Origin of the sequence: Ereboglobus luteus (genome assembly GCF_003096195.1) — a bacterium.
GTDB lineage: Bacteria > Verrucomicrobiota > Verrucomicrobiia > Opitutales > Opitutaceae > Ereboglobus > Ereboglobus luteus.
On record NZ_CP023004.1, the window covers coordinates 3,150,076 to 3,177,057 of the forward strand.

Sequence of the window (26,982 nt, forward strand, 5' to 3'; positions counted from 1 at the left end):
TGCAATCGCAGTTTTTGGATAATGATTTGGACGCCGGGCATTGGGTTTCTGTGGTCAAATGCCGGGCGCTCTTTATTTTCATAAATAAACCTTCATAATTTGGGCTCCGATTTCTGGTTGCGGCGATTGCGGAGTGCTCGCAAAAATCATTGCCATGAATCACAAGTCCGTGCGCCGGTTTTTATTTGTTTTGTGTTTGCTCGCGCTTCCGTTTGTTCGCGCGGAAAACAACGAGCCCGCGGTGCCGCCGCTCAAGCGGCTCGCGAACGACCAGTCGGAATATCGCCGCTTCACGCTCGACAACGGCATCAAGGTCATCCTGCTCTCCGACCCGAAGCTCAACAAGTCCGCCGCGTCGCTCGCCGTGGGCGCGGGGTCGCTCAGCGATCCTCGCGACAGGCAGGGGCTCGCGCATTTCCTCGAGCACATGCTTTTTCTCGGCACGGAAAAATATCCCGACGTAAACGATTACGGAAACTACCTTACCAGCAACGGCGGCTATAACAACGCCTACACCGCCGACGACCACACGAACTACCTTTTCGAGATTCGCCACGAGGCGTTCGAGGGCGCGCTCGACCGGTTCGCGCAATTTTTTATCGCGCCGCTTTTCACGCCGGAGTTCACCGAGCGCGAGTTGAACGCGGTCAATTCCGAGAATCAGAAAAATCTCGAAAACGACAGATGGCGTTACTGGCAGGTTCGCCGTTCGCTTTACAGGGCGGATCATCCGGCAAATCATTTCGGCACAGGCAACAGCGACACGCTCGCGGGCGTGTCGCGCGAGGAATTGCTCGATTTCTACAACAAGCACTACAGTGCCGACCGCATGACGCTTGCGCTTACAGGGCGCGCGAGCCTCGACCAGATGGAGCAGTGGGTTCGCCAGTATTTCTCTCCCATAGTCAATCGAAAGCTCGGCCCGATTCGCTATGATCCCGACTATCTTTCGGAAAAGCCGGCACTGCGTATCGTTCGCGTCGAGCCCATCATCGATGGGCGCGAGCTTGGACTCGAGTTTCGCATGCCCGCCATTCAGCGCTACTGGGCGTCAAAGCCCGATCACCTTTTGCGTTTTATTCTCGGCTATGAAGGTAAGGGTAGTTTGCTGTCGCAACTCAAGGCGGAAGGGCTTGCCACTGGACTCAGTGCCTATGGCGGTGATGAGACACAGGATTATGGACGTTTTCAGATATCCGTGGCGCTCACGCCCGAAGGGTTGCAAAATTACGGACGCGTGCTTGATCTCGTTTTCTCCACCATCGCCGATATGCGCCGCGCCGGGTATCCTGGCTATTTGTTTAACGAGCGAAAGATGATGGCTGCGCTCGACGAACTCTATGACGACAAGGGCGAAGGTTCTCAACGGGCTGTTTTTCTCGCAAACCAGATCGCGACGTGCCCGCTTTCGATCGCCGAGCGTGTTCCTTACCTCTGGCTTCGCGAAGATTCCGAAGCCTACGAAAAATTTCTTTCGTATCTTCGACCAGACAACATGCTCGTCAGCCTTGTAGCCAAGGGCGTCGATACCGATGCAACCGAAAAATATTACGGCACCAAGTATAGCTACCGTGAAGAGACTGGTCCCGCTTATGACAAGCTCATCACAGCACTCAACTCATCGGCATTGCCCAAGGGTGTCACGATTCACTTGCCCGAGCCAAATCCCTATATTCCGGCTAACTCAACTGTGCACGCCGTCACACCGATGCTCCTCATCAACGAACCCGGACTCAGTCTTTATTATTCACAGGACACTGAATTCGAGCGCCCAATGGTTACGCAAATATTCAACTTCCGTCTTCCGCGTTCGTTTGCATCACTCGAAAATGCCGTTGCGCTTAATTACTATGCGGCATGCGTCAACGAGGCGCTCAACGAAATCACTTATGTTGCAGGAGAGGCTGGGCTCAGTGCGCGTGTTTCCACTTCGCTTACCAACGGCGTTACGCTTAGGATCAGTGGCTATAACGAATCTGCCGAGCGTCTTCTCGACACGATTTTATCCCATCTCGTCGACTTTGAACTTAGCGAGGAACGCTTTGCTGCAGTGAAGGATTACACTGTTCGCGGCCTCCGCAATTTCGAGCGTGGCGACGCCTACCGTATCGCCATGACGACGCTCAATAGCATCACCGGCGAGTTCGTTTACCGTCCCGACGAGCAGATCGCCGCCGCCGAAAAAATGACGCTCGCCGACGTGCGCGCCTTTGCGCGCACGCTCTACAAAACGGGCAAGGTCGAGGCGCTCATTTACGGCAACGTCACCGGTGATGACGCCGTCGCGCTGGCGCGAAAATTCCGCAGCCACAAGCCCGCGCCCGAAAGCGCGCTGCTGCGGGATCGTTATCTGGAGATTGCGGCGGGCGCGGAAGTGCGGGCAACCGAGAAGCTCATCGTCAACAATTCCGCCATGGTGCTGCGCTACAAACTCGGCGATACCTCGCCGGAGATGCGCGCGGCGGCAGTCGCGCTCGGCATATTTGTGGCGGAGCCGTTTTTCACGGAACTGCGCACGCGCCAGCAACTCGGCTACATCGTCAGCGGCGGCGCGGCACCCGGGAAAACCGAGAGCATCGCCTATTTTATCATTCAGTCGGGCAATCATCCGGCGGACGAATTGGAAAAGCGCGCGCTCGCGTTCATCGGCGCGCTGCCCGATCAACTCGCCGCGCTCGACGATGCCGCGTGGGCGCAGATCATCGCCGGCGCCCGCTCGCGCCTTGAGGAAAAGGACAAGTCAATCGACGAGCGAGCCAGCCGCCTCTACGCGCTCGCCTACGATTACAACGCGGATTGGGAGCGCCGCGCGCAAACACTCGCCGCGCTCGACAAACTCACGAAGGCGCGCGCCGTCGAAATACTGAAAAACGCGTTTGATGAAAAAACGCGCGGACAAATCACCGTGCTCGCCTTCTCGCGCGACCACGAGCCATCCGACGCGAACGCGCCGAAGCCGACGTTTGATTTCGAAAAACGCGCCGAGTGGAAAAAGACGCGGAGCTACAAGTGAGCGTGTTTATCAATGCGGCACGGACATTCTTGTCTGTGCGGAAATTATTCGGCCAATCCAAGGCACGGACAGGAATGTCTGTGCTTCCGTTATGAGTGCTGATTACGAAAAGCCGATCGGCCCCTGGGTGCGGCGCGCGAAGGAGCACGGCGAGGGCGTGATCAAAAAGCTCACGCGCGACGAGCTCGTTGCGTGCGTGATGCATGTGGACGAGCGCATTATCGCAATCAACAAACCGGGCGACATTCCGTGCCATCCGTCGAAGGACGGCCCGTGGTCGAGCCTGTCGGGCGCGGTGCGCGAGCATTTCGGCGACGCGGCGGCGCACTTGATTTTTCGCCTGGATCGCGAGACGAGCGGAGTGGTGGTGTATGCGCGCGATCCAAGGACGGCGCGGCGTTTGCAGATGGCCGCGCAGAATCGGAAGTATGACAAAGCATACTTTGCGATACTATGCGGCGAGATGCGCGAGGTGGTCGCGGTCGATCAACCGCTTGGTCCCGATTACGATTGTCCGGTCGCGATTAAAAACAAGGTCGTGCGCGCAGGGCAGGGGCAGTCGGCGCGCACGCGGTTCGAGCCGTTGCAATGTTCGGGCGGTTTCACATTCGCGCGGGTGACCACGGAAACCGGGCGCAAGCACCAAATCCGCGCGCACGCGCAATGGCTCGGGCATTCGCTCGTTGGCGACAAAATCTACGGTCCCGACGCGCGTTTGTTTCTTGAGTTTATCGAGACGGGGTGGACGCCGAAACTGGCGGGGCGATTGCTGATGGCTCGGCAGGCGTTGCACTGCGCGGAGATCGACTTGAGGGCTGCGGGCGTGGACTATGTTTTTCGCGCGCCGCCGGCGGCCGACATGCTGGAGTTTGGCCGCGAACGGGGTTTTGATTGCTCGAAGTGGCTGGCGTGAGCGCGCCGAAAGGACGCTGGTTCAGCGCGATTTCCAGAGTGTCTTGAGCGGAGGGGGCTCGACGGAAACGGATAGTTTTTCGGGGGAAAAGATGTCGCGCGGAAGATCGAGTTTCACGCCCGTGAGCAACACGTTGAAGTCGGTGCCGTTGCCCGTGGTTTCGTTGCGGAGTTCCGCTTTGCGCAGGAAAAACATGTCGGACACTTTGTGAAAATCCTTCAGGCGCATCGTTTTTTTCACGGCGCCACCGGGGCCGAGGATTTCAAAGACGGTGATCGTGCGATAGCCTTCGTCGTAATAAAGGCGCACGCCGGTCAGGTCGGGGCGCGCGTTGGCGATCTCGGCGGGCGGGCGCATCAGGAACGCGTGCGTGACGCGGAAGTTGCCCGATCTCAATCCTTCGTAGGTGTGGTCGTTCCAGTGGATGAAGGGCATCTGGAGTTCGAAGGCGCTGAGGTCCGTGCCCGCAAGCGGCTCGAACATCGCCGAGGGATCAAGTCGCGCGGCGGCGGATGACGCGGACCCGGCTTGGCCGCCGTTCGTGTTGTTGTTGCGCGAATAAGTCCACACGGCGCTTTGCGGGCCGCTCTGGACGAGGAGGTCGCGCTCGTCGTTTTGCGAGCCGGGGCGGAGCGTGATGCGCGTGACCGGCCCGCGTTCGTTGCGACTGCCCCACATGCGTCCGGGGATGATCGTGCGCGTGCTGGTTCCCTTCGGGCGCAGGATGAGTTGGAACTCGAAATAAAAATCGCCGTCGATGGCGCTTGTGCGGATGGCTTCGAGAATCGCGCGGCCCTTGTCCTGGTCAACGGGCGCGGCCTGCCGGTAATCGGGAACGGATGGCGTGATGCTGCGCGATTGGGCGAAGGCGTGCGCCGTGCCGAAAATACAGAAAAGGCAGGCGAAAATAATCGCCTGCCCCGGGATGGTTTTGCCGCCGGTGGTCATTGTGTCTGTGACAATGGCTGGTGGCGCAAGTGCCGCGTTATTGCTGCGCGGGAGCGGGAGCTTCCGGCGCGGGCGTGCCCGCCGGAGTCGCGGCGGGGGTTGCCTCCACTGTCGTGTTTTGCGGCGATGTCACGGGCGCGGCGGGTGCGGCGATTTCGGGAGCGAGAACGCCCGAGGTGCCGCGGTTCGCCACATAGATGTAGCCGAGGTAAAGGGCGAAGGCCAGGACGAAGAAAATAACCGCGCCTTTGATGGTCGCCTTGCTGAGCACATTGCTGGTTTCGGCGCCGAAGGTGGCCTCGGCCATGCCCCCGCCCATGGCCGCGCCGACGCCGCCGTCGTTCTTGGCGCGTTGCATGAGAACAAGAAGCACGACAATGATGGAGACAAAAACCAGGACAAGAATACCTACTGTGAGAAGAATGCTCATTGGAAAAAGATGAGGAGAAAGCAGACTGAAACGCGGTTTGTCAACATGCGAGCACGGGGTCTCGATTTTAGGGGCAATTTCATGCGCGGGCGCGGCAAGCGGCAAAAGCGAGGCTTGCGGCTGCCGTTCGCTTCGAATTTACCCGGTGGAGGTTTTTGCCACTGTCGTTTTTTCGAAAATGCGGGCTTTAAATCATAATAATTTGCCGACAAAAATTGTGGCATGTTGCCCCTGTCTTTGTTTGCGACCCTCTTGCGCGGATCGATGCGGATGTTTTTTGCGGCGTTTTTATTTGTCGCGACCATCCCGTTTCTTTGCGCGCTCGACTGGCTGCCCATAACCGACGAGGACCGCGAGGCCGTGGCATCCATGATCGATCCCGACGCCGGCGCGGAGATCCTCCACCGCGTCAAACAAATCGACGACAGCGGCCGCAGGGGAGTCACCGATGAATACATTCGCATAAAAGTGTATAACGAAAAAGGCGTCAGGGAGCTTTCCAAGATCGACGTGCCCTATGACGAGAAAACCGAGCGCATCAGAAGCATTGAGGCGCGCGTTATCAAACCCGACGGCACGATCATCAATGTTGATAAAAAGGACTTTTACGACCGCGAGATCATCAAATACGGCAACTTGCGCGTGCGCGTGCGCTCGTTTTCGTTTCCGCTCGTCGAGCCAGGCATGATCGTGGAATACAAGTGGCGGCGGCGGGCGACGGAGAACATCATCGCGCTCAAGCTGGATTTTATGAGCGAAATGCCCACTCGCCGCGTGCTCTTTCGCATAAAGCCCCAGCCGCTTCCGCCCGGATTTCGCACGATGGGCTTTTTCCGCCATTGCGGGGAGCATAAGTTGCAGCGCGGAAAGGATGGATTCGCCTTCATAGAAATGACCGACCTCAAGGCCGCCGGCACGGAACCCTACATGCCGCTCGCGGCCGATGTTCACCCGTGGATGGTTTTTTATCCGACCTATGGAAGCCCGTCGATGCATTGGTCCTTCATCTCGCGCGGGCTTGCCGCAATTGTGGAGGAGACGACCAAGAGAAACAACAAGCTCGTGAATGAAACCGCCGCCGCCATCACAAAGGGGCTCGACATGCCCGAGGATCGTCTGGCGGCGATCAACGACTACTGCCGTATCCAAATAAAGAACACAGACCACGACACGCAGCCGGGGGAGCAGGAGTCGTCGAGACGCAACAAGGGGCCGCGAAAACCAGCCGATGTGATAAAGGCCAAATCCGGCGACACTCTGGAAATCAACATCCTGTTCATCGCGCTTGCCAAGGCGATTGGCCAGGATGTGAAACTTGCGTTGAGCGCGAGAAAAACCAATGGGGCATTTTTGAAGGACATGCCCTCAATCAGGCAGTTGCCCGACCCGCTGGTCGCGGCGCACATCATGGATACGTGGCATTTTTACGATCCCGCGCACCGCGATGTGTCCACGGGCATGTTGCACTGGGTTAATGAGAGTCAGGTTGTCATGATTCCGCGGGAGCGCGGGTTTCGCTGGCAGGTCACGCCCATGTCTCCCGTGGAAAAATCCCCCGTGAAACGCACGGCCCGCCTGCGTCTCGACGCGGAAGGCGGGATCGAGGGCGATGTGAGCATAACGCTTTCGGGGCACCCCGCGTGCGACGCGCGCGAGCGGTTCAGGTCGGAAACACAAAACAGGGTTGAGGAAATAATTCGCGAAAGCGTGCAGGCGCGCTTCCCCAATGCCGAGTTGTCCGGCGCGGCCATTGCCAATCTGGACGATGCGACGAAGCCGTTCGTGATCACATACAATGTGCGGGTGCCCGCGTATGCGGAGCGCGCGGGCCAGAGGTTGTTTTTCCAGCCGGGCTTTTTCAGCAAGGGACGGGACGCCCGCTTCACGGCGGAATCGCGCGCATACGACATCCGTTTCAACTATCCCTCGCTTGATGAGGATGACGTCGTGATCGCGCTTCCGGCGGGCTACAAGATTGAGGAGGGTTCGGCGCCCAAAGTGGTGGATCGAACCAAGTGGGGGCGTTACAGCATCGAGATCGCCCTCAACCGCACCAAGAACACGATCATCTATAATCGCATTTTCGAATTCCTGCCCGTGCACATGCCCGCGGCGAAGTATTCCGACGTCAAAAGAATCTTCGATTTCGTGCACCTCCAGGATTCGCACACGCTGACAATCCGCGCGGGCGAATAAAAATCATCAACCATTAGGCCCCGCTCCATCTGCGTTCATTCAACAAATTCGCATTCTCAACCCCATATTATGTTTCGAAAATACAAGCTCCCGGCAGTCCTTTGTATTCTAGCGGTATTTCTGACGCATTCATTTGCTCGCGCCTATGACAGAATTCCAGCGCATCAACGCATGCTTGCCTTTGTTGATTGGATTGCGCCGACGCCGGAGGAGCTTTCAGCGACGGCCTCCACGATAGATCCCGAGGCGGGCGCGGAGATCCTCCTCAGAATGAGGCAAATCGACGACAGCGAATACATAGCTCCCGCCACCGATGAGTATTTCCGAATCAAAATTTTCAACGAAAAAGGTGTCAGGCAATTCACCAAAGTGGACATCACTTGCGAACCCGGTGAGCGTTTTGTCACTTCGGGGGCTCGCGTGATCAAGCCCGACGGAACGATTATTAACGTCGATGAAAAGGCGTTTTATGATCGTATTACCATAAAGTATGGCGGCAAGAAGGCGCGCACGCGCTCCTTTTCATTTCCCCAACTCGAACCTGGCGATATCGCCGAGTATAAATACTGCATTACCGCGAATGACAACATTGTCGCGGCCCGTTTCTATTTTCTGAGCGAGATACCCACACGGCACGCCGTTTTCCGGATAAAACCCGCGCCGCTCGCGGCCAGCTACAAGACAATGGCCTATTTTTACAAATGCGACGAGGTGAAGGTGCAGCACGACGATGACGGTTTCAATTGTATTGAACTGAAAAACCTTCCCGCGCATGTGCCCGAACCCTGCATGGAACCCGATCAGGACGCACAGCCGTGGATATTGTTTTATCCGGTAATGCGCGGGCAGACCGCCCAGGCATTTTGGGAGAAAACTGCCAAAGATGCGGGCAAAAGGGTTGAGCGTTATGCAAAAAAACCGAGCAAACTCGTGAGGGAGACGGCGACGCGCATCGTTGCGAATGCGACAAGCACCGAGGAAAAACTGGCGCGCATCAACGACTATTGTCGCACGAATATAGTCAATTACTGGGTCTACACGCCGAAGGGCGGGCATGATGAAAAGATTCGCGCCATGCGAGACCGCTCTCCCGACGAACTGATCAAAACCAAGCTCGGAAACAGCGACGATATTCCCGTGCTGTTTGTCGCACTTGCCCGCGCGGCGGGCATTGATGCGCGCATCGCCCTCTGCGCCAACCGCAACGACGGCGTTTTCAAAATGACGCTGCCCATCGAGTATTACCTCAACGAGATATTCATTGCCGTTAAACTCGACAAGGGCTGGCGCATGTATGATCCCGCGCACAACATGGTGAGCCTCGGCATGCTGCGCTGGCAAAACGAGGGCGTGCCCGCCTTGATTGTCATGCCGAAGGGCGCGGAGTGGATAACGACGGCCATGACGTCCGCCAAGCGCTCGCTCACGAAACGCACCGCAAAACTGCGCCTCAATGAAGAGGGCACTCTGTTCGGCGATGTGACCATCGAATACAGCGGGCAGGCCGAGATTACCGCGCGCTACCAGTTTCACAACGAGACCGATAAGAGGATTGAGGAGCTAGTGAAAGAAGACGTGCAAGCGCGGCTGCCCAACGCCGAGTTGACCGACATTAATGTTACCAACTCAGGCAATGTATTAAAGCCGCTGGTGCTCACATACAGCGTCAAGGTTCCCGGTTATGCCGAGCGCACGGGGCAGCGGCTTTTCATACAGCCGTGCTTTTTTACCAAGGGCGAACCGGCCCGGTTCACGCGGGACACGCGCACGCACAATATGTTTTTCAGATACGGCGAGTCGTTCAAGGACGAGGTCACGATTCAGGTTCCCGCGGGTTTCGCACTGGAGGAGGGCAGCGCGCCGGTTAACTTGGAACCGGGAAATTGGGGTTATTATAAAACCAGCATCGCGCTGAAAAAAAAGACCAACGAAATAATATACACGCGCGAGTTTGCCTTCGCGCCGCTGCTCGTGCCCGCCGAGGCCTACAAGGCGGTCAAATACATATTCGACACCGTGCATTCCAGGGACTCGCATACGCTGACCCTTCGCTCGGGAGGATAACCACGATTCATATTAATCCGACTATAAATCATGTTTAACAAATACCCATTATTGCTGGCTTGCGCGATGTTCGCCCTTTTCCCGTGCGCTCATGCCGCGAAGCTGAAGCTGCCGCCGTGGCTGGCCGAGGCCTCGCAACGGCAGGTGCCGCTGGAAAAGGACACGGCGGCGGTCGTGCTGCATGACGAGGAAATCTGCGAGGTTTCCTCCAGCGGGCGCATGACCACCGCGACCAGGCGCGCGGTGCGTGTGGTGACGCGCGACGGCCGGTCGTCCGCGAGCGTGATCATTAGATACGATTCGTCCACCGACAGGGTTACCGGCTTCAAGGCGTGGCTGGTCCGGCCCGATGGCGAGGGGAAAACTTATACAAAAAACCACACAGTCGATATCGCGACTTCATCGGCGGCTGTTTACGCCGAGTCGCGCGAGGTCAGGTTTTCCGCTTACACCGATGCGTTTGAGGATTGTGTTTTCGCTTGTGAATACACGGTGGAGGACAAGGGCGTGTTTGGGCAAAACATCTGGTCTTTTCATACAACACAGCCGGTTGCCCTGTCTCGTGTGACCTACAAGATTCCGAAGGGCTGGTCGGTTGTTGCGAGCATGATCAACCACGAGCCCGTCCAGCCTGTGGTGAATGGCAACACCCACACGTGGGAAATGCGCGATTTGCCCGCGTTCAAGATCGAGCCGCTCAGCCCCTCGTCATCCAAGATCGCACCGCGCATGAACATCGATCTGATACCGCCCGCGGACATGAGGAATCCGCCGCGTGTCACGTTTCCCGACTGGAAGGCGGTTTCCCTGTATAATTCCGCGCTTTATGTGAAACCCAGCACGCCCGACGCGACAGTCGAGGCAAAGACCCGCGAATTGCTGGCGGCGGCGGGCCCCGGGCTTTGGGAGCGCATCGACGCGCTGGCGCGCCACGCGCAGGGCATCAACTATGTGCAGATCGCAATGAACGTGGGCAGGGGCGGCGGTTACACGCCGCGCAACGCCGCCGAGGTGCTGCGAACCGGTTACGGCGATTGCAAGGACAAGACCGCGCTTTTGCGCGCCATGTTCACCGCTGCGGGCATTGAATCGTATGCGGTGACGGCCTTTTCGGGCGACCGGTATTTTGTGACCGAGGCGTGGCCGACGCCGATGCAGTTCAACCATGCCATCATTGCGATCAAAATTGATGATCCCTCGATTAGTTCGCCGATGATTGTGGAGCACCCCTCGCTCGGGCGGTTGTTGTTCTTCGACCCGACCGATCCCTACACGCCGCTGGGCGATCTGGATTACAACCAGCAAGGCTCGCTCGTGTTTGTGCTCGCGGGCGAAAACGGCGGGCTGGTGCGGCTGCCGTTCACCTCGCCGATGGCGAATCATCTGGATCGCACGATCACCGCGCAGGTTTTTGAGTCGGGCTCGATTGGCGGGCGCATCGTCGAGCAATACACGGGGCAGGCCGCCGCGAGGTCGCGCGCGATTCATCGCCTGCCCAGGGTGAAGTTTGACGAGGTGATTCGCGGATGGGTCAACGACACCGTGCGCGCGGCGAAAATCTCAAAAGTGGACGCGGTTGACGAACAACAGCAGGGCAGGTTCAAGATGACGGTGGATTTCGCCGCGCCGGGTTACGGGCAGTCCATGCGCGGGAAGCTGCTGATCTTCAAGCCGGCGATTGTGAGTCGTCGCGATTTTGTTCCGCTCACAAAACCCGAGCGGACGCATCCGGTCGTTCTTGAGCCGCGTTCCTACAGTGAGCTGAGCGACATTTACATTCCGCGGGGATTTCAAGTCGACGAACTGCCGCCGCTGGTGGAAACAGCAACGCCCTTCGGAAGCTACAAGGCCGTGTGCACGTATGACGCCGCGACGCACCACGTGAAATATCAACGCACGCTCGTGATGAACGCAGCGGAAATCCCCGCCGCCGATTACGCCAGCGTGCGCGATTTCTTCGAAACCATCCGCAAGGCCGAGCAAACGCCGGTGGTGCTAAGCAAGGAGCAATGAGCTCTTTGGCCGCCAAAAAAAACTCTGGGTTGTTGACACGGCATGCATAAAGCCTTTCATGTGCCTTCAGATTTCCACGATTTGCCTGGCGCTGAAGTTTCGCCGAATGCTTAAAAATCCGGATTCCGGAGTAATTGATTAATGCCTTTGTTCGACACGTTTTGGTGCGGCTTATTGTTGGCTTGAAAGGCCCTGCATTTGTAAAAATGCGCCTCCACATTCCGACGCGGAAATCGACCATCAACCGATTTGGTTCTCACCTTTTCTCTTACTATCAACACCTTGCACTACAATGGACAAAAAAGACACTCCGGCGTCCGACGCGCCTGAAAAGACGCCCGCGCAACAAGCCGCCCCCGCCGCCGAAGCTCCCGCGACAAATCCCGAATCCGTGGCAAATCCCGCACCCGAGCCCAAGCCGGAAAAACCCGACAATACGATTCGCGTCGAAGGCGTGCTCGACATCGACACGCAAAAAGGCGGCAACGGCCAGCTCCTCGACCTCGCGCGCTACGGCAAACGCCGGCCGACCGATGTTTTTGTGCCGAAGGAATTGATTCGCCGCTTCAAGTTGCGCACCGGCTCCGTCATCAGCGGCACCGCGTATCCCGCCGAGGGCAAATTTCCGAACCCCAAGATGAAGTTCATCGAAAAAGTGGACGGCCTCGAAATCGACGAGCGGCGCGCCAAGTTCGACTTCAACTCACTCACAACCATTTCGCCCGAAAAAATGCTCCGCATGGAAACGAAGGACGAGCGCATGACCACGCGCGCCGTCGATCTTTTCTGCCCGGTTGGCAAGGGCACCCGCGGCCTCATCGTCGCGCCGCCGCACACCGGCAAAACCACGCTCTTGCGCGACATGGCGCTCGGCGTGCTCGAAAACAATCCCGAGTGCCACGTCATGATCCTCCTCGTTGACGAACGCCCCGAGGAAGTCACCGATTTCAAACGCTCCGTGGCCGCCGAAATCTGGGCGTCCTCAAACGACGAGCAAATCGAAAACCACATCCGCGTTGCCGACCTCTGCATCGAGCGCGCCAAGCGCCTCGTGGAAACGGGCAAGGATGTCGTGCTTTTTCTCGACTCGATCACCCGCCTCGCCCGCGCCCACAACAACGCGCGCCACGGCGGCAAGACCATGTCGGGCGGCATTGATTCGCGCGCGATGGAAAAACCGCGCCAGCTTTTCGCCGCCGCGCGCAATACCGAGGAAGCCGGCTCGCTCACCATCGTCGCCTCCGTGCTCGTCGAAACCGGCAGTCGCATGGACGACATCATTTTCCAGGAGTTCAAGGGCACCGGCAACATGGAGCTCGTGCTCGACCGCAAGTGCGCCGAGATGCGCCTCTGGCCCGCCATTAACATTGCCAGCTCCGGCACCCGCCGCGAGGAACTCCTCATCGACGCCAAGAGCCTCGACTCGATCCATTTCTTCCGTCGCGCCCTCGTGCAGCAGCGCATCGAGGAGGCGACCGAGACAATGATCATGCGCCTCTCAAAAACGAAGAACAACGAGGAGTTCCTGAAACTCATCGCGCGGTAAAGGACAATGGCACGGCGAACGACGCTTGCGCAAAAAGTGGCGGCGTTTTGCCGCGGAATGGGGCTGCCCATCGCCGCGTTGATTTCCGTTTTTGTGTTTTCGCCTTTCGGGGCTTCAGTTTTTTCAGCCCCGGCATTCGACTCCGCCGGTTATGAAACTGTCTTAATTCCCAAAACAAAAACTTCGATTTATGTCGGCAGCGTCACGTTCACGATGACGCCCTTTGTGCGGAGCGAGGGACAAGTTTACACAGCCGAATACAAGGCCAGCGTTGTGCCGTTTTTTTTCTTCAGCGAAAGCGGCCGGTTGAGCATCAACTTTACGGATGAACAACTCGCCCGGCTCGAGCGCGGTGAGCGGGTGGATTTTACCGGCGATGGCAAAAACAAGAAGAACAAGGGCCGTCGCATTCTCGGCCACGCCCAGGCCGAAGCCCCCGGCGCGCGAACGGGCAAAATAAAAGTGCGCGTTTTCGTCACCAAAAACACCGACCTCGTTCTCGACACCACCTACACTTTTGCCGAAAAAAAAGAGACGGAGGCCGGAATGCCGGAGGCCTGAGCCCTCAACAAGGGGCTGTTATAAAGAAGCATGACTGTTTAGCGGGGCGTATTTCGCAACCGCCGTGCTTTTTGTCCCGCAGTATTCGCGTGCCCTGCGGCGATTCCCGGCGGAAAATACGTTTCCCCTTTATTCGTATTTTTTTAATATTTCTCCCGCTTGCGCGTTGAGTGTGCATTCATCAACCTACCCGGTATCCCATGAAAACCTCGACCATTGGCGCGGCCGCATGCCGTGCGTTGTTTATTGCTGCGATGTTTTGCAGCCCCGTGCTTGCCTTGGCGCAAGACACGCGCACGCCCTCGAAAATCACGGCGGTCACCGTCTACACTGATCGCGCCATTGTCACTCGCACAGCCAGCGTCGAATTGTCGGCGGGCGAATCATGCATTGCGCTCGAAAAACTCCCCGTCGATTTGGTCGACGCTTCCGTGCAGGTGCGGGGAAGGGGAACCGCGGCGGCAACGATTCTTGATGTCACGACCGCGATCACCCACACCGACAAGGTTGACGCGACCAGCCAGCCGCGCGTCAAGACGTTGCAGGATGAGCTCAAGGCCGTCGACAAAACGCTCCGTGCTCTCAACGACCGCAACACCACGCTTCAATGGCAGGTGAGCCTTGTCGGGAAAATCGAGGATGCCATTGCCGCGCCTCCGGCAAAGGACGCGCCCGCGTCGCATCCCAAGATCGAGGACATGCAAAAATTGTTGGATTTTTCGCGCGAGAACCGCGCAGCGCTTGCGGTGGAGGGACAGAAGCTGTCGGACGAAATCAATGAAACGCAGGGCAGGCGCGTCGCACTCCAATCACAGCTGAACGAAATTCTCCAAGGCGGCAGCGCGCGCAAAAGTTACAAGACCGTTACCGTGCGCCTGAATGCCGCGAAGTCCGGTTCGCTGGATTTGACACTCGACTACACGGTGCACGGCGCGAGCTGGACGCCCGCTTATGACGTGCGTTTGCGCGCCGAGGAGCGTGTGGTGGAGTTGGCGTATCACGGCATTGTGCGGCAGTCGAGCGGTGAGGACTGGAAGAATATTGCCCTCACGCTTTCCACCGCGCGACCCGGACTCGGCGGCAGCGCGCCCGAGGCGAAGCCGTGGTATGTGGATGTGTTTGTGCCGAAGCCGGCAGTGGACGCGAGCAGTGGATCGTTCAATAGAACAGGAGCGGTTTCTTTGGGTAATAGCAACGCGCTCATGCTCAACACAGCGGCCATGGACAATCGCTTTAATAACGACATGGCGGGCAATCGGTATACTTTCGCAGCAAACGGGGACGGTTATACAGGAGGAAGGCTCACAGCCGCGCCTGCGCTCTCCGTTGTCACTTCCGACTATGCCGTTGCCAAGGTGGATAACACCACCACGAGCGCATCGTTCAAGATCGCCGCGGCAACGAGCATTCCGAGCGACAACACTCCTCAAAAGGTTAGCATCACGACAGCCAAGCTCGGCGCGAAACTGCAATATCAGTCACTGCCCGCCTTGCAGGAAACCGCATATCTCAGCGCTTACGTGGACAATTCGACCGAATTCCCCCTGCTCGCCGGCAGCACGAATGTTTTTCTCGACGATGCGTTTGTTTCCACTTCCTCAATCAAAACCGTGATGCCCTCGGAACGATTTCAACTCTCGCTCGGCGCCGACGAGGGCGTGGCGATCAAGCGCCGTGTCGTGAATCGTTTCTCGGAAACCACCGGACTCACAGGCAAGGGCCGCCGCGTGACGTATGAGTTTCTTGTCACGATCACGAACAAAAAGAAAACCGTCGAGCGTGTTGTCTTCAAAGAATCGCTTCCCATCTCGCGCAACGAAAAAATCGTTCTGAATGTGCTCGCCCCCGCCGAGCGTGATATCGGCACGGTGGAAAAACCGGGCAAGGAGGTTACACGCGAGGAAAACAACACACTTGTCTGGCGCATCGACATGAAGCCCGGCGAAAAACGCGAAATTCCGGTCAAGTTCAACATTGAGTATCCCGGCGACATTCAGGTGACGGGCTTGGAGTGAGAGTGAAATTGGGCAAGGGGGCTGTATTCCGTCGCCCGACACAAGATGGGAGATCCACGCCGCAAGGCATTGATTTCCCATCAATTTTTGTATTCAAAAGCCAAATACAAAAGAGAATGTCTCGTGCCGCGCACGCCGTTTTTTGAACGCCAAATGCGGTGGTTTCGGCGTTTCGAGCGTTAACGACAGTCGGCCAGCCGCCCTGCATAAACGACCACGGCGTGGATGCGGTTACTGGCAGAATGCCGTTGTTGCGAAGCGCGATGAAAGCGGCCTGCGCTCAGGTTTTTATCGCGGGGAGGCTCCAGATATCCTTGGCGTATTCGCGGATGGTGCGGTCGCTTGAGAACTTGCCGACACGGGCGGTGTTGAGGATCGCGGCGCGGGCCCACTTGGCTTTGTCGCGATAGAGCGCGTCCACTTTTTCGTGGGCATCGCTGTAGGCGCGGAAATCGGCCAGCACCATGAAGGGGTCGCCTCCGTTCAACAGGCTGTTGTGCAGCGGGGCGAAGGCGCCGTGCTCGCCGGGCGTGAAATAGTCCGAGCCAATCCAGTCGATGATGGCGCGGAGTTCCTCGTCGGCGTTGTAATAGTTCCACGGGTTGTAACCTTTGGCTCGGAGAGCCTCCACTTCGTCGACGTTCATGCCGAAGATGAATATGTTTTCGTCGCCGACCTCCTCCTTGATTTCCACGTTGGCGCCGTCGAGCGTGCCGATGGTGAGGGCGCCGTTGAGGGCGAGCTTCATGTTGCCGGTGCCGGAGGCTTCCTTGCCGGCGGTGGAGATTTGCTCGGAGAGATCGGCGGCGGGGATGATCTTTTCGGCGAGCGAAACGCGGTAGTTGGGCAGGAAGGCGACCTTGATTTTGCCGCCGATGCGGGTGTCGGCGTTGATGTGCGCGCCGATGACGTTGATGGCTCGGATAATGTTTTTCGCGAGGTCGTAGCCGGGCGCGGCCTTGGCGCCGAACACAAAGACGCGGGGCACGATGTCGAGGTTCGGGTTCTGGAGGATGCGGCGGTAGAGCGCGAGGATGTGAAGGAGGTTGAGGTGCTGGCGCTTGTATTCGTGGAGGCGTTTGATTTGCACGTCGAAGAGCGCGTCGGGCGAAACTTCAATCTGGCAATCGGCTTTGATGATGGCGGCGAGTTCGTTTTTGTTGTCGCGCTTGACTTCCATGAACGCCTTTTGGAATTCGGATTTGTCGGCGTGGGTTTCGAGGCCGCGGAGCAGGTCGAGATCGCATGCCCAGTGGTCGGTGCCGAGGGTGCTGGTGATGAGTTTCGAGAGGCGGGGATTGCAGTCGAGGAGCCATCGGCGCGGGGTGATGCCGTTGGTTTTGTTTTGGAAGCGCCCGGGGAAGAGTTCGTCGTATTGGGGGAAGAGTTGTTTTTTGAGGAGCGCGGTGTGGAGCGCGGCGACGCCGTTGACGGCGTGCGAGGCGACCACGGAGAGGTTGGCCATGCGCACGGATTTGCCGCCGTTTTCCTCGATGAGGGAGCAGTCGCGTTTTTTGCCGTCGTCGCCGGGCCAGCGCGCCTCGACGAGGCGGAGGAGCCGGTCGTTGATGGCGTAGATGATCTGGAGGTGGCGGGGGAGGACGCGGTCGAAGAGGCCGACGCTCCATTTTTCCAATGCCTCGGGAAGGAGGGTGTGGTTTGTGTAGGCGAAGACCTTGGTGACGATGCCCCAGGCTTTTTCCCATTGCATTTCCTCCTCGTCGAGAAGGATGCGCATGAGTTCGGCGATGGCGACGGCGGGGTGGGTGTCGTTGAGCTGGATGGCGATTTTGGAGGGGAAGTTGTCCCAAGAATTCTCGGGGTTGCGGAAGTGCCGGCGCATGATGTCGCGCAGGGAGCAAGCGACGAAGAAGTATTGCTGGATGAGGCGCAGTTCCTTGCCGTTTTCAGTTTTGTCGTTGGGATAAAGAACCTTCGAGATGGTTTCGGTGACGGCCTTTTCGCGGACGGCCTCGACGTAGCCGCCGGAGTTGAACGCGGCGAGGTCGAACTCGGAGGCGGATTGCGAGGACCAGAGGCGGAGGAAGTTGACGGTGTTGGTGTCGTAGCCGGCGACGGGGATGTCGTGGGGGATGCCGATGATGGCGTCGGTGTTGACCCAGCGCGGGCGGTAGTTGCCGCGGTCGTCGAAGACGTTTTCCACGCGACCCTTGATTTGAATGGTGACTTTGTTTTCCGGGCGCGCGATGCCCCAGGGCGTGCCGCCCATCATCCAGGAGTCGGGATGCTCGACTTGGGAGCCGTTGACGAATGCCTGGCGGAAGAGGCCGAATTCGTAATAGATGCCATACCCGATGGCGGGCAGGTCGAGGGTGGCGAGCGAGTCGAGGAAGCAGGCGGCGAGGCGTCCGAGGCCTCCGTTGCCGAGGCCCATGTCGGATTCCTCGTTGAGGATGGTTTCAAAGTCGACGGGGATGTCGGGATCCTTGATGGCCTCGCGGGCGGCATCGTAGAGGCCGGTGTTGTAGAGGTTGCTCTCGGTGAGCCGTCCCATGAGGTATTCGAGGGAGAAATAATACAGGCGGCGGACATTGTCGCGGTTGTGCACGGCCTGGGTCGAGATCATGCGCGAGAGGATGTGCTCGCGGACGGCGAGCGAGGTGGCGATCCACCAATCGTGCGGCTGGGCCGAGTGGAGGTCGCGGGCCAGGGTATAGGTGAGGTGGCGGAAGATGGCTTGCTTGAATTTGCCCGTGCTCGTGGCGTCAAATGGCGATGTGGTTTCCGGGCTGGGGCAGGGGGAGTTTGGCCAGGATGCGTCTTTCGACGCGGCTGTTTTTCCGGAAGCGGTGCTTTTTTGTTTTTTGCTGTTGGTTGCCATGTGAAAACTGAAATTGGAATCTTTCAAAAATGAATCCTCCTAGGGTGACATGACTGTGTGTCCGGTCACGTCTAAAATGCGACTGTTGGCCGCATAGGGGGCGGCTCCCAAATGTTGCAGGGTAGAAACCCGGGAGGCCAACCTGCACGCGGGGCTTTGCTCTTCCCTTTGTGGTGAAGTTTCCAAAGTATGAGCGCCGCAGTTTGATTTTCGATTTACCATGCCGACTTTTGAAACACGACTCATGCAGGCGGGCGACTGGGACGAGGTTGCCCGGTTAATCCATGCCTCGCTCAACCTTTGGTATGAAAAGAACCGCGGCTACCGGCTCGTGAGCGGCGGCTGGGAAACGATGCTGCTGTTCCCTCGCGTTTACGAGGACCTTGATCCCGGCTGCTGCGTGATGGCCGTGGAAACCTCGTCACAGCGTATCGCGGGCGTGTGTTTTTTTCACCCGCGGCCCACGCACGTCGCCCTCGGCATCATGAACACGCATCCCGATTTTTTCGGGAACGGCGTCGCCTCCCTGATGCTCCGGTATATCACCGACGATGCGAAGCGGCGGGGAGTGCCCGTGCGGCTTGTGTCAGCCGCGACCAATGTCGATTCATTCTCCCTTTACAACAAGGCGGGGTTTGTGCCGACGCGGTTTTTTCAAGACATGACGGTCAGGGTTCCCGAAAGCGGTTTCGATGTCGCCGCCCCGCACGGCTGGACTTTTCGCGACGCGACCGTCGGGGACATCCCTCAAATCGTCGCGCTCGAAAGGGAGCTCGCGCACATTGAGCGGGAAAAGGATTATCATTTCTTTTTGCGCAATCCCGGCGGCATCTGGCACATGAGCGTCCTGGTCGGGCCGGATGGCGAACTCGGCGGGTTTCTCGCCTCGGTTAATGACCCCGGGAGCAACATGCTCGGTCCCGGCGTGGCACGCAACGAGGAGCTGGCTGCGGCCTTGGTGCGCGGGGAACTTGGATTCCATCGCGGTTGCTCGCCGGTCTGGCTTGTCCCGTCCGAGTCTCGTCGGTTGGTGGATGCGATGTATGCGATCGGGACGAAAAACTGCGAGCTGCACATCACGCAAGTTCTCGGGGATTATACGCGGGAAACAGGCATCGTCTTCCCCACGTTCATGCCCGAAACAGGATGATTCAGACGGAGATTGTTGGGGGGGCGGTAATCGACGAATGTCAAAAACAAGGCATGCCCCTGTCTCAGACATTCTCGTCCGTCGGTCATGCTCATAAAAGGTGATAAAACATGCCCCGGCCCCGTTGGCTGTTTCCGGTTCCTCGACTATTATTATAAAGAATGTTTCGCCGGCAATGGCATGGGCAATTTTTTATAATCCGTGCCCCAGCGTTCCATTGATTTTAATATCGGAATCAGGCTCCTGCCAATCGATGATAAGGTATATTCTACTTTTGGCGGGATTTCGGCATAAACCTTTCTTTCAATCAGCCCCCTTTCTTCCATTGATCGAAGATTTAGTGTCAGCGAACGCTGGGAAATGCCGGATATGTTTCTTTTCAGTTCGCCGAATCTTTTCTTACCCCCGATCAAATCATAGATAATCAGGACGCGCCACCTGTTTTCCAGCAGTTGCAGCGTCGTTTCGACGGGACATGGTATATAATTCTTTTTCATCATGTAACCTCTTGGTATTGCCCAATAGTATAATAAATGTGCCTATCTGAAAATATTGTGCCTACTTTACTTTATCACTCAATTTGTATTATATTGTAAATGTAACAAAGGTTAATTATTAAAAAACAAGGATATATATGATCAAGAAAACAGTGTTGTTTGTTGTTTTGGAGCAATATGCCGATTGGGAACATGCTTTCCTTTCCACATCGCTGCAACATGGAATTAATGGGAAAGAGCCTTCTTGCGAGGTGAAAGTTGTGTCGCCCGGTCAAGGCCCCATACACTCCAATGGCGGATTCACCACCATTCCGGACTATGATATTGATAATGTGCCCGAGGATTATGCGGGCCTGATTCTTGTCGGAGGGTATTCCTGGTTTTCCGAAAGCACGGGAAAGCTAACGGAAGGAGCCCAGCGGATAATTCCCCTGGTCGAAAAAGCATTCGCCAAGGGGAAGGTGATTGGCGCCATTTGTAATGGCACTGTATTCCTGGGCATGGCCGGTTTTCTGAACGTCCGCAAACATACCAGTAATGGGATTGAAAACTTGGAGAAACTGGCGGGAAGCAACTACGCCGGAAAAGCCAACTATCGGGATGCGCAAGCTGTGCGGGACGGAAATCTGATCACGGCCAACGGGACCGGATTTCTAGAGTTCAGCAGGGAATGCATGCTTGCCTTGGATGCTTATTCCGGGGGCGACATAGAGGCCAACTACAGTTTTTTCAAAAACGGCTTGTGCCAATGAAATGATCCGGGGGGGCAGCCGTTTGTCGTCCCCGGCGGGGGAGGGTTGGAGTGGCGCTTAGTTGAGGGTGTTTGTCGTCTGAAAAGCGGCACGGAATATTCCTGCCTGTGCAGTTTTAAGGCAGTGGAACACAGTGAATAGAAACACGGACAAGAATGTCTGTGCTACCTTGACTAAGCGCCATTCAGGCCTGGGGTATTTTTCTGTCTGCTGGTTTCCGGGGAATTTATTGCTTGTCGCCCCATTCCCACTTTGTCGTTCCGTCCGCGTTTTTCCCGGCGTCGCGCTGGGTGAATCCGCCTTTTGCAAAGCCGCCCCCGATGACTTGCATCAATGGCAGGAGAAGCACGAGGATCAGGGCGACTATAAACATATCGTAAGCCATGAGCCCGATGGCCGCCAAGCCGACGGCATAGATCGGCGTGACGAGCAAGGTCCTGAAAAAACCATCTCTTATACAACCATGTATAAATAAATAAACCACGATGCCCGCCTGCACGCCAATGAAGACTTTGAATATGGCGGCTTCCCTTGTCGCGCCGGTTCTCGTGTCCATAAACATGCTTATGATCATGACCACAAAAAGGCCCAATGTTGCCAGTGCAGCCAACCCGATCGAATTTCCCACGACTCCGGACTTTTTTCCGACGAACATCATCGTTTTGAACCAGAGGAAAACCTGCACGAACAAGAATCCGGAAAAACACAGGAACCGAATCACGGCCCATTTCCACCCCACGACGGTGGGCAGGTAAAAAGTAAAGCCGTTCGAGTGGGTGAGGAAATATATTTCGAGGGCCGACAGCAGCATCACCACGACAGCCAGCAGGAGGATCCTCATCCACCCTAGAAAACCAAGGCACAATATCACCAGCCCGGCCGCGGCAAGGATGACGCCTCCCTTCAATGTTTGGTTTTCAAGCAGAGCGAGTTTTTCGTAGCCAGCCTTCATTTCCTTCGCCGTCTCGTCGAGCGGTGTGAGGGTTTTTATTTTGAGATATCCGGTGAATTCCTTGCCCGTGGACGGGGATTTGTAACGCACCTCGCACCAACCGCTCTTCAAAAGGCGATTCGCATGCACCTGCTCGCCGTGCATGATCATCCATCCTTGGCTCGCGCTGTTCATGCTGGTTAGTGATGGTGTGTTGAACAGGTAAAGTCCGCGTCCCTCGGGCTGGTCGGGCGTGAATTTTTGCGCCGAAACTATCATCGGCAGCAGGGTCATTAACAGGAGTATGATTCTTTTCATTGGGTTAACTTCTTGTTTTGGTCTGGGAATGTTTCACATGAAGATGTGAGGGAGGATATTCCGGGAATTGTTGATTTTTATAGTTTGAGGTTCCTTTCAACAGTCACCGTTTTTGTCATGAGCGGCGTGTGCTGCAACTCGTTATTTTGACAGAAGCAAAACTACCCGAACCCTTCAGGCGTTTGGGGGGCTTGCGCCACCGAGCTTACCCCACTTTTCGAGGTGATTTTTGATCATGCTTTCATCCGCGCGGATCACTCCCGCCCGGCGACACCGCTTTTGTGCGCAGTGAAAAATCCTCAAATCGCTCAAAGCGGTGTCGCCGCTTTGCTTTGTGATTGCACCCGCCCGCTGCGCGGGCAGCCCGGCTGCAATCAGCCCTTCGGGCCATCGCCTTGCGGCGATGCCATCTCCGCGCTGCCGCGCTACGTGCCACCGCACTTCAAAACGCATCGGCTTCGCGGGCAAAATCAGTTTGGAGCAATTCGAAAATCAACAAACTTCGGCCCGCCCCCTTCAAAATTCCCTTTAAAAATTCCCGACTCGCACTCATCAATCAGCAAAACCACCCCCCATGAAAAAACACATCCTGTCATCACTCCTTGCTGTTCTTTTGATTGCCGGTTCCACCGCCGCCGCGTCCGCAGCTGAAAAAACAAAAGTCGAAATCGATGCCGGTTTTCCGGGTGGCAACATCATCGTAGTCGATGCCGGCGAGAGCGTCGTGCAACTGAAACAGGACTTGCGCGACACCAAGGGCAGATGGTTCTACTGGTCGTTCCGCGTCCGGGGCGCGCAGGGCAAAACGCTGGAGTTCCAGTTCGACGACAAAATCATCAGCTACCTCGGCCCGGCGATCAGCAAGGACGGCGGAAAAACATGGACATGGCTTTACAACAAAACCGGCAACCTCCCTTACTCAGCCGTCTCCTCCGCTTTCAAATACACATTCGGCAAGGATGACACGGAGGTGTTTTTCAGCCTCAGCCCCAATTACACCGAAAAGGAACTCAACGCCTTCCTCGAAAAGCACAAAACAAACCCCGCGTTGAAAATCGGCACGCTCTGCAAAACAACCAAGGGCAGAAACGCCGAGTTGCTCCGCGTCGCCGGGCAAAACCCAAAGAGCGGCTTCAAAGTTGCGCTCACAGCAAGACACCACGCCTGCGAGACGATGGCCAGCTACGCCCTTGAGGGCATCGTTGACACCATCCTTTCCGACACCCCCGACGGCCGCTGGCTGCGCGAACACGCCGACTTCCTCATCGTGCCGTTCATGGACAAGGACGGTGTCGAAGACGGCGACCAGGGCAAGAATCGCAAACCCCACGACCACAACCGCGACTACGCCAAGGAAATTCACCCGACCGTCCGCGCCTTCAAGAAACAAGTTTCCGAATGGATTGACGGGCGCCCCGCGGTTCTCTTCGACATGCACTGCCCCAGTGAAAAAGGCAAAACCCTCTTCTTCTTCACCGAGGCCGCCGAGTTGAACAAAAAGATTTCGGACAATGTGAACCGTTATTGCTCCATACTTGAGGCGGAAAGAAAAAGCCCGCTCTACTACAAAAAATCCCACAACCGGATAGCCAAAAACTCAAAGAACCCCGCCTTGGTGAAATGCAACACCTGGTTCATGACCCTGCCCGAAACGATCGCCGCCATGACATTGGAGATACCCTACGCCCTCGCCGCGGACATCGGCGCAACGGACGGCGCCGCCGTGACAGCGGATCGCGCGCGTCTGTTCGGAAAAGACATGGCGAAGGCGCTCCGTATCTTCCTCGAAACCCAGCCATGACACCGCCCGAGGCCTTGGCGTCGCACTGTCCCCATTTTCACCCTCCTTCAAAATTTTCTTCTGACTTTTCTCGAGTCCGTCGGCCATGCTCCTAAAAAGTTACAAAACACGACCCTTTTCGGCTTCGAACATCAACGGGCGAACACGGCTTGCGGCTCCAAGTATTCTTCAAGTCCGTAAATCCCGAACTCCCTGCCGACTCCGGATTGCTTGACACCGCCTGCGGGGATGCCCGCTTCGTCGAGCAAATCGAAACTCTCGTTGACCATCACGGCGCCGGCCTCAATGCGTCCGGCGATTTCTCTACCATGTTCCGAATTGGATGTGCTTATCCATCCTTGAAGTCCGTAAATTGTGTCGTTGGCGATGCGGACGGCGTCGTCTTCCGTCTTATATGTAATCACGCAAAGCACGGGGCCGAAAATTTCCTCGCGCGCAATGGTCATGTCGTTGTTAACGTTGGTGAATATCGTCGGCTTCGCAAACCAGCCGGCGTCCAAGCCGTTCGGATGGCCCTCGCCACCCGCCAGCAATTTCGCGCCTTCCGTGATGCCTTTGCGAATGTATTCTTGCACGCGATTGTATTGTATTTCGTTCACTAGCGGGCCGATGACGGTGTCCGCTTGATTGGGATTTCCAACTTTCCATGCGGGCAGCGCGCGCAGAAGCGCGGCTTTCATTTCCTCCAAACGATGCGCGGGAATAAGCAGGCGGCTGCCGGCAATGCAGGCTTGTCCGTTATTGCGAAAAACCGCCTCGAGTGCAAAGACGGCGGCCTTGTCGGCGTCCGCGTCGTCGAGGACGATGTGCGGCGATTTGCCTCCCAATTCCAGTGTCACGCGCTTGATGGTTGCCGCCGCCTCGCACATGACAGTTTTTCCCGTGCTGGTCGAACCGGTGAACGAAATTTTTGCCACATCTGGATTTCGCGTTAGTTCAGTCCCGACAACATTTCCGCGCCCGTTCACCATGTTGATGACTCCGGCGGGCAGTCCGGCATCATGAACGCACTCGGCGAGAATCCGCGTTTGAATTGTGCTGAGTTCGCTCGGCTTCACCACGGTCGCGCATCCGGCGGCAATGGCTGGCGCGAGTTTGTTGCACACCATAAAAATCGCCGAGTTCCACGGCGTGATCAGGCCGGCCACGCCAATAGGTTTCATGGTCACAACGGAAGGTCCCAGTCGTTTTGAAAACGAATAATTTTCCAGCGTCTTTTTCATGTTCAAAAAAACTTTGGCCGCTCCACGAATGGAAAATTTATTATGCAACGGCACACCTCCATATTCCTCGGTTCTGGCCGCGACGTGATCCGCCTCGCGCGCCAAAACCGCGTCGTGCAGGCGTTGCAACATTTCGGCGCGCTCGGAAACGGATGTCCGCGAAAACGCCTCGAAGGATTTCTTCGCAGCTCGCACGGCGTCGCGCGCGTCTTCCTCGTTTCCAAGCAAAACCCGCCCGATGACGCGTTTGTTCGCGGGATTGATTAAATCTATCGTTTCCGTTCCGCGTGATTCCACGAAGTGTCCGTTGATATAGTGCTGTGTGATGTGTTTCATTTTGTTACCTGATTTTTTGGTTTCGCGCGCACCACCGCCTCGGAAAAATATTTGCGACCGATCCAAAGAACGATTGCCGCCGAGCCGCCCAAAAGCGCGTATGTGAGCGCGATCGCAATCCGGAGATTTTCCCCGCTCGCGTATTTGTTCAGAAAAACAAGCAGGCTGGGCCCGAGGGTCATGCCGACCGCGTTATAACACATGATAAAAATGGCGGAGATTCGACCTCGGTATTCAACTGGTGTCGCAATTTGCAACGCCGCTCCGGCCACTCCCGAAAAAGGCTGAATGAATTGGATGGCTGCAAAGCAGAAAAGCACCGCGGCGAGTGACGAACCGAAGCCGAATCCCACGCCGCCAAGAATCGCGGCCATCGCCGCCACACGGGCGAAATGCCGCATGTGCGCGTCGCCTCTCCCGCGCGCAAAAGATCGATCAACCCGCCAGCCCGCGAAAATGTGACCGCACGAAACGGGAAATTGCGAAAGCGCGAAAATCGTTCCGACAACGCGTATGTCGAGCGAGTGCGCCCGAATCAAATACGCGGGCATCCACGCGGAAACGCCGTGCACCATCGCGCCGAGCAAACTAAATCCGGTAAAATGCAGCGCAAAAAACGGCAGGTTGCCGCGGACAAACGCACCGAATCCTTTTGAGCCGCGTCCGGAGGCAGTTATATTTTCAGGGCTTGCGCGAACAGCTGGAATCGCAAACGCAAAAAACGCTGCCGGAATCCCGATAATCCCCACGGCCAAAAACACGATCCGCCACGGGGCGCCACCGCCAATCACAGGCAGCGCGTCTGTCGCAAACGCACCGGCCCAGGAAATCATGAACCCGCCCAAAAGATACGAGCTTGCGACGCCGATTTGCGTTCCGGTGGCAAGCACGCCGAGCGCGAGCGACAATTTTTCGGCGGGAAATAATTTGCCCAGCACGCTCCATCCCGCCGGTTGCAAAACGCTTTGCCCGATTGCCAGCAACGCGCGCGCGAAAACCAGCCCTGAAAACGAAGCTGCCAGTCCGAAAAAAATCGTCCCCGCCGACCACACCAGCACGCCGAGAAAAAGAATCCGCCGACTTGACCATCGGTCCACAATCCACCCCATTAGCAAGCTGCCGATGAGAAATGCGATTGCAAAAACAGGCCCCTGCAACAGCCCCATTTTAATGTCATCCAAACGGAAGGCTTCCCTTATCGGATCAACCACCAGCCCGATGAGAAACCGGTCCACGCTGGCAAGCGCCGTGAGGAAAACGAAAACACCAACCACAGCCCAAGCCTTCCAATTTCGGAAATGCGAATGAGTGTTTTTGTGGGTGCGAGTGTTGTCGTGAACCATGCTTCCCCGTGAATATAACCGCCACCGCGCAAACTTTGAATGCGCGCGCGTTCAGAAAATCATAGCGCGCATTCAAGACGCGCGTTTCGC

At 57.0% G+C, this 26,982-nt stretch carries 19 protein-coding genes; 12 read left to right on the forward strand and 7 right to left on the reverse strand.

Annotated elements, in window-relative coordinates:
- The first annotated feature begins 154 nt into the window (after positions 1-154).
- Both CKA38_RS11470 and CKA38_RS11475 read left to right on the forward strand, forming a co-directional pair.
- Positions 155-3,013, forward strand: coding sequence for an insulinase family protein (locus CKA38_RS11470; protein WP_152032831.1), 2,859 nt, complete (start codon positions 155-157; stop codon positions 3,011-3,013).
- Between the two features lie 91 nt (positions 3,014-3,104).
- On the forward strand, positions 3,105-3,926 hold the full coding sequence (locus CKA38_RS11475) for an RluA family pseudouridine synthase (RefSeq protein WP_108825599.1): 822 nt from the start codon (positions 3,105-3,107) through the stop codon (positions 3,924-3,926).
- Positions 3,927-3,947: 21 nt separating this feature from the next.
- Here CKA38_RS11475 and CKA38_RS11480 read toward each other — a convergent pair whose 3' ends face one another.
- Together CKA38_RS11480 and secG are read right to left on the reverse strand one after the other, a co-directional pair.
- A complete protein-coding gene (locus tag CKA38_RS11480) occupies positions 3,948-4,874 on the reverse strand; it encodes a hypothetical protein (protein WP_108825600.1) in 927 nt (308 codons plus the stop codon).
- Positions 4,875-4,911: 37 nt separating this feature from the next.
- Positions 4,912-5,304, reverse strand: coding sequence for a preprotein translocase subunit SecG (secG, locus tag CKA38_RS11485; RefSeq protein WP_108825601.1), 393 nt, complete (start codon positions 5,302-5,304; stop codon positions 4,912-4,914).
- Between the two features lie 222 nt (positions 5,305-5,526).
- On the opposite strand from secG, the gene CKA38_RS11490 reads away from it, so the two are divergent.
- The 6 genes from CKA38_RS11490 (at position 5,527) to CKA38_RS11515 (ending at position 15,699) form a co-directional block, all read left to right on the forward strand.
- Complete coding sequence (locus tag CKA38_RS11490; protein WP_108825602.1) at positions 5,527-7,500, forward strand: transglutaminase family protein; 1,974 nt, start codon at positions 5,527-5,529, stop codon at positions 7,498-7,500.
- A 171-nt stretch (positions 7,501-7,671) separates the two neighbouring features.
- Entirely contained in the window at positions 7,672-9,564 is a 1,893-nt protein-coding gene (locus CKA38_RS11495) for a DUF3857 domain-containing transglutaminase family protein (RefSeq protein ID WP_161554869.1), read from the forward strand.
- Positions 9,565-9,594: 30 nt separating this feature from the next.
- On the forward strand, positions 9,595-11,577 hold the full coding sequence (locus CKA38_RS11500) for a DUF3857 domain-containing transglutaminase family protein (RefSeq protein ID WP_108825604.1): 1,983 nt from the start codon (positions 9,595-9,597) through the stop codon (positions 11,575-11,577).
- Between the two features lie 292 nt (positions 11,578-11,869).
- The gene (gene rho, locus CKA38_RS11505; protein WP_108825605.1) at positions 11,870-13,123 is read left to right on the forward strand and encodes a transcription termination factor Rho; all 1,254 of its coding nucleotides are present in this window, start codon (positions 11,870-11,872) and stop codon (positions 13,121-13,123) included.
- A 6-nt stretch (positions 13,124-13,129) separates the two neighbouring features.
- Entirely contained in the window at positions 13,130-13,684 is a 555-nt protein-coding gene (locus CKA38_RS11510) for a hypothetical protein (protein WP_161554870.1), read from the forward strand.
- Positions 13,685-13,884: 200 nt separating this feature from the next.
- Positions 13,885-15,699 carry a mucoidy inhibitor MuiA family protein gene (locus tag CKA38_RS11515; RefSeq protein ID WP_108825607.1) on the forward strand — a complete coding sequence of 605 codons (1,815 nt, stop codon included), beginning with the start codon at positions 13,885-13,887 and terminating at the stop codon, positions 15,697-15,699.
- Between the two features lie 280 nt (positions 15,700-15,979).
- Here CKA38_RS11515 and CKA38_RS11520 read toward each other — a convergent pair whose 3' ends face one another.
- Entirely contained in the window at positions 15,980-18,541 is a 2,562-nt protein-coding gene (locus CKA38_RS11520) for a glycogen/starch/alpha-glucan phosphorylase (protein WP_108825608.1), read from the reverse strand.
- A 220-nt stretch (positions 18,542-18,761) separates the two neighbouring features.
- On the opposite strand from CKA38_RS11520, the gene CKA38_RS11525 reads away from it, so the two are divergent.
- The gene (locus CKA38_RS11525; RefSeq protein WP_108825609.1) at positions 18,762-19,691 is read left to right on the forward strand and encodes a GNAT family N-acetyltransferase; all 930 of its coding nucleotides are present in this window, start codon (positions 18,762-18,764) and stop codon (positions 19,689-19,691) included.
- Between the two features lie 152 nt (positions 19,692-19,843).
- Here CKA38_RS11525 and CKA38_RS11530 read toward each other — a convergent pair whose 3' ends face one another.
- The gene (locus CKA38_RS11530) at positions 19,844-20,191 is read right to left on the reverse strand and encodes a winged helix-turn-helix transcriptional regulator (protein ID WP_108825610.1); all 348 of its coding nucleotides are present in this window, start codon (positions 20,189-20,191) and stop codon (positions 19,844-19,846) included.
- A gap of 134 nt (positions 20,192-20,325) precedes the next feature.
- Here CKA38_RS11530 and CKA38_RS11535 point away from each other — a divergent pair, with 134 nt between their 5' ends.
- Complete coding sequence (locus CKA38_RS11535; RefSeq protein WP_108825611.1) at positions 20,326-20,940, forward strand: DJ-1/PfpI family protein; 615 nt, start codon at positions 20,326-20,328, stop codon at positions 20,938-20,940.
- 226 nt (positions 20,941-21,166) lie between these two features.
- Here the strand turns inward: CKA38_RS11535 and CKA38_RS11540 are convergent, their stop codons facing one another.
- Positions 21,167-22,189, reverse strand: coding sequence for a hypothetical protein (locus CKA38_RS11540; protein WP_108825612.1), 1,023 nt, complete (start codon positions 22,187-22,189; stop codon positions 21,167-21,169).
- A 222-nt stretch (positions 22,190-22,411) separates the two neighbouring features.
- Here CKA38_RS11540 and CKA38_RS16485 point away from each other — a divergent pair, with 222 nt between their 5' ends.
- Entirely contained in the window at positions 22,412-22,840 is a 429-nt protein-coding gene (locus CKA38_RS16485; protein WP_152032832.1) for a hypothetical protein, read from the forward strand.
- A complete protein-coding gene (locus tag CKA38_RS11550; RefSeq protein WP_108825614.1) occupies positions 22,764-23,990 on the forward strand; it encodes a M14 family zinc carboxypeptidase in 1,227 nt (408 codons plus the stop codon). The genes CKA38_RS16485 and CKA38_RS11550 overlap by 77 nt, the downstream gene beginning before the upstream one ends.
- Positions 23,991-24,121: 131 nt before the next feature.
- Here CKA38_RS11550 and CKA38_RS11555 read toward each other — a convergent pair whose 3' ends face one another.
- Positions 24,122-25,549, reverse strand: coding sequence for an aldehyde dehydrogenase family protein (locus tag CKA38_RS11555; RefSeq protein ID WP_108825615.1), 1,428 nt, complete (start codon positions 25,547-25,549; stop codon positions 24,122-24,124).
- Positions 25,546-26,892, reverse strand: a complete 1,347-nt coding sequence (locus CKA38_RS11560) for an MFS transporter (protein ID WP_108825616.1) — start codon at positions 26,890-26,892, stop codon at positions 25,546-25,548. Before CKA38_RS11560 ends, CKA38_RS11555 begins: the two co-directional genes overlap by 4 nt.
- Between the last annotated feature and the right edge of the window lie 90 nt (positions 26,893-26,982).

Excerpts from the sequence above, each read along its gene's own strand:
- CKA38_RS11470 (WP_152032831.1), top strand. The coding sequence starts at position 155 with ATGAATCACAAGTCCGTGCGCCGGTTTTTATTTGTTTTGTGTTTGCTC.
- CKA38_RS11475 (WP_108825599.1), top strand. The coding sequence starts at position 3,105 with ATGAGTGCTGATTACGAAAAGCCGATCGGCCCCTGGGTGCGGCGCGCG.
- CKA38_RS11480 (WP_108825600.1), bottom strand. The coding sequence starts at position 4,874 with ATGACCACCGGCGGCAAAACCATCCCGGGGCAGGCGATTATTTTCGCC.
- secG (WP_108825601.1), bottom strand. The coding sequence starts at position 5,304 with ATGAGCATTCTTCTCACAGTAGGTATTCTTGTCCTGGTTTTTGTCTCC.
- CKA38_RS11490 (WP_108825602.1), top strand. The coding sequence starts at position 5,527 with ATGTTGCCCCTGTCTTTGTTTGCGACCCTCTTGCGCGGATCGATGCGG.
- CKA38_RS11495 (WP_161554869.1), top strand. The coding sequence starts at position 7,672 with ATGCTTGCCTTTGTTGATTGGATTGCGCCGACGCCGGAGGAGCTTTCA.
- CKA38_RS11500 (WP_108825604.1), top strand. The coding sequence starts at position 9,595 with ATGTTTAACAAATACCCATTATTGCTGGCTTGCGCGATGTTCGCCCTT.
- rho (WP_108825605.1), top strand. The coding sequence starts at position 11,870 with ATGGACAAAAAAGACACTCCGGCGTCCGACGCGCCTGAAAAGACGCCC.
- CKA38_RS11510 (WP_161554870.1), top strand. The coding sequence starts at position 13,130 with ATGGCACGGCGAACGACGCTTGCGCAAAAAGTGGCGGCGTTTTGCCGC.
- CKA38_RS11515 (WP_108825607.1), top strand. The coding sequence starts at position 13,885 with ATGAAAACCTCGACCATTGGCGCGGCCGCATGCCGTGCGTTGTTTATT.
- CKA38_RS11520 (WP_108825608.1), bottom strand. The coding sequence starts at position 18,541 with ATGGCAACCAACAGCAAAAAACAAAAAAGCACCGCTTCCGGAAAAACA.
- CKA38_RS11525 (WP_108825609.1), top strand. The coding sequence starts at position 18,762 with ATGCCGACTTTTGAAACACGACTCATGCAGGCGGGCGACTGGGACGAG.
- CKA38_RS11530 (WP_108825610.1), bottom strand. The coding sequence starts at position 20,191 with ATGATGAAAAAGAATTATATACCATGTCCCGTCGAAACGACGCTGCAA.
- CKA38_RS11535 (WP_108825611.1), top strand. The coding sequence starts at position 20,326 with ATGATCAAGAAAACAGTGTTGTTTGTTGTTTTGGAGCAATATGCCGAT.
- CKA38_RS11540 (WP_108825612.1), bottom strand. The coding sequence starts at position 22,189 with ATGAAAAGAATCATACTCCTGTTAATGACCCTGCTGCCGATGATAGTT.
- CKA38_RS11550 (WP_108825614.1), top strand. The coding sequence starts at position 22,764 with ATGAAAAAACACATCCTGTCATCACTCCTTGCTGTTCTTTTGATTGCC.
- CKA38_RS11555 (WP_108825615.1), bottom strand. The coding sequence starts at position 25,549 with ATGAAACACATCACACAGCACTATATCAACGGACACTTCGTGGAATCA.
- CKA38_RS11560 (WP_108825616.1), bottom strand. The coding sequence starts at position 26,892 with ATGGTTCACGACAACACTCGCACCCACAAAAACACTCATTCGCATTTC.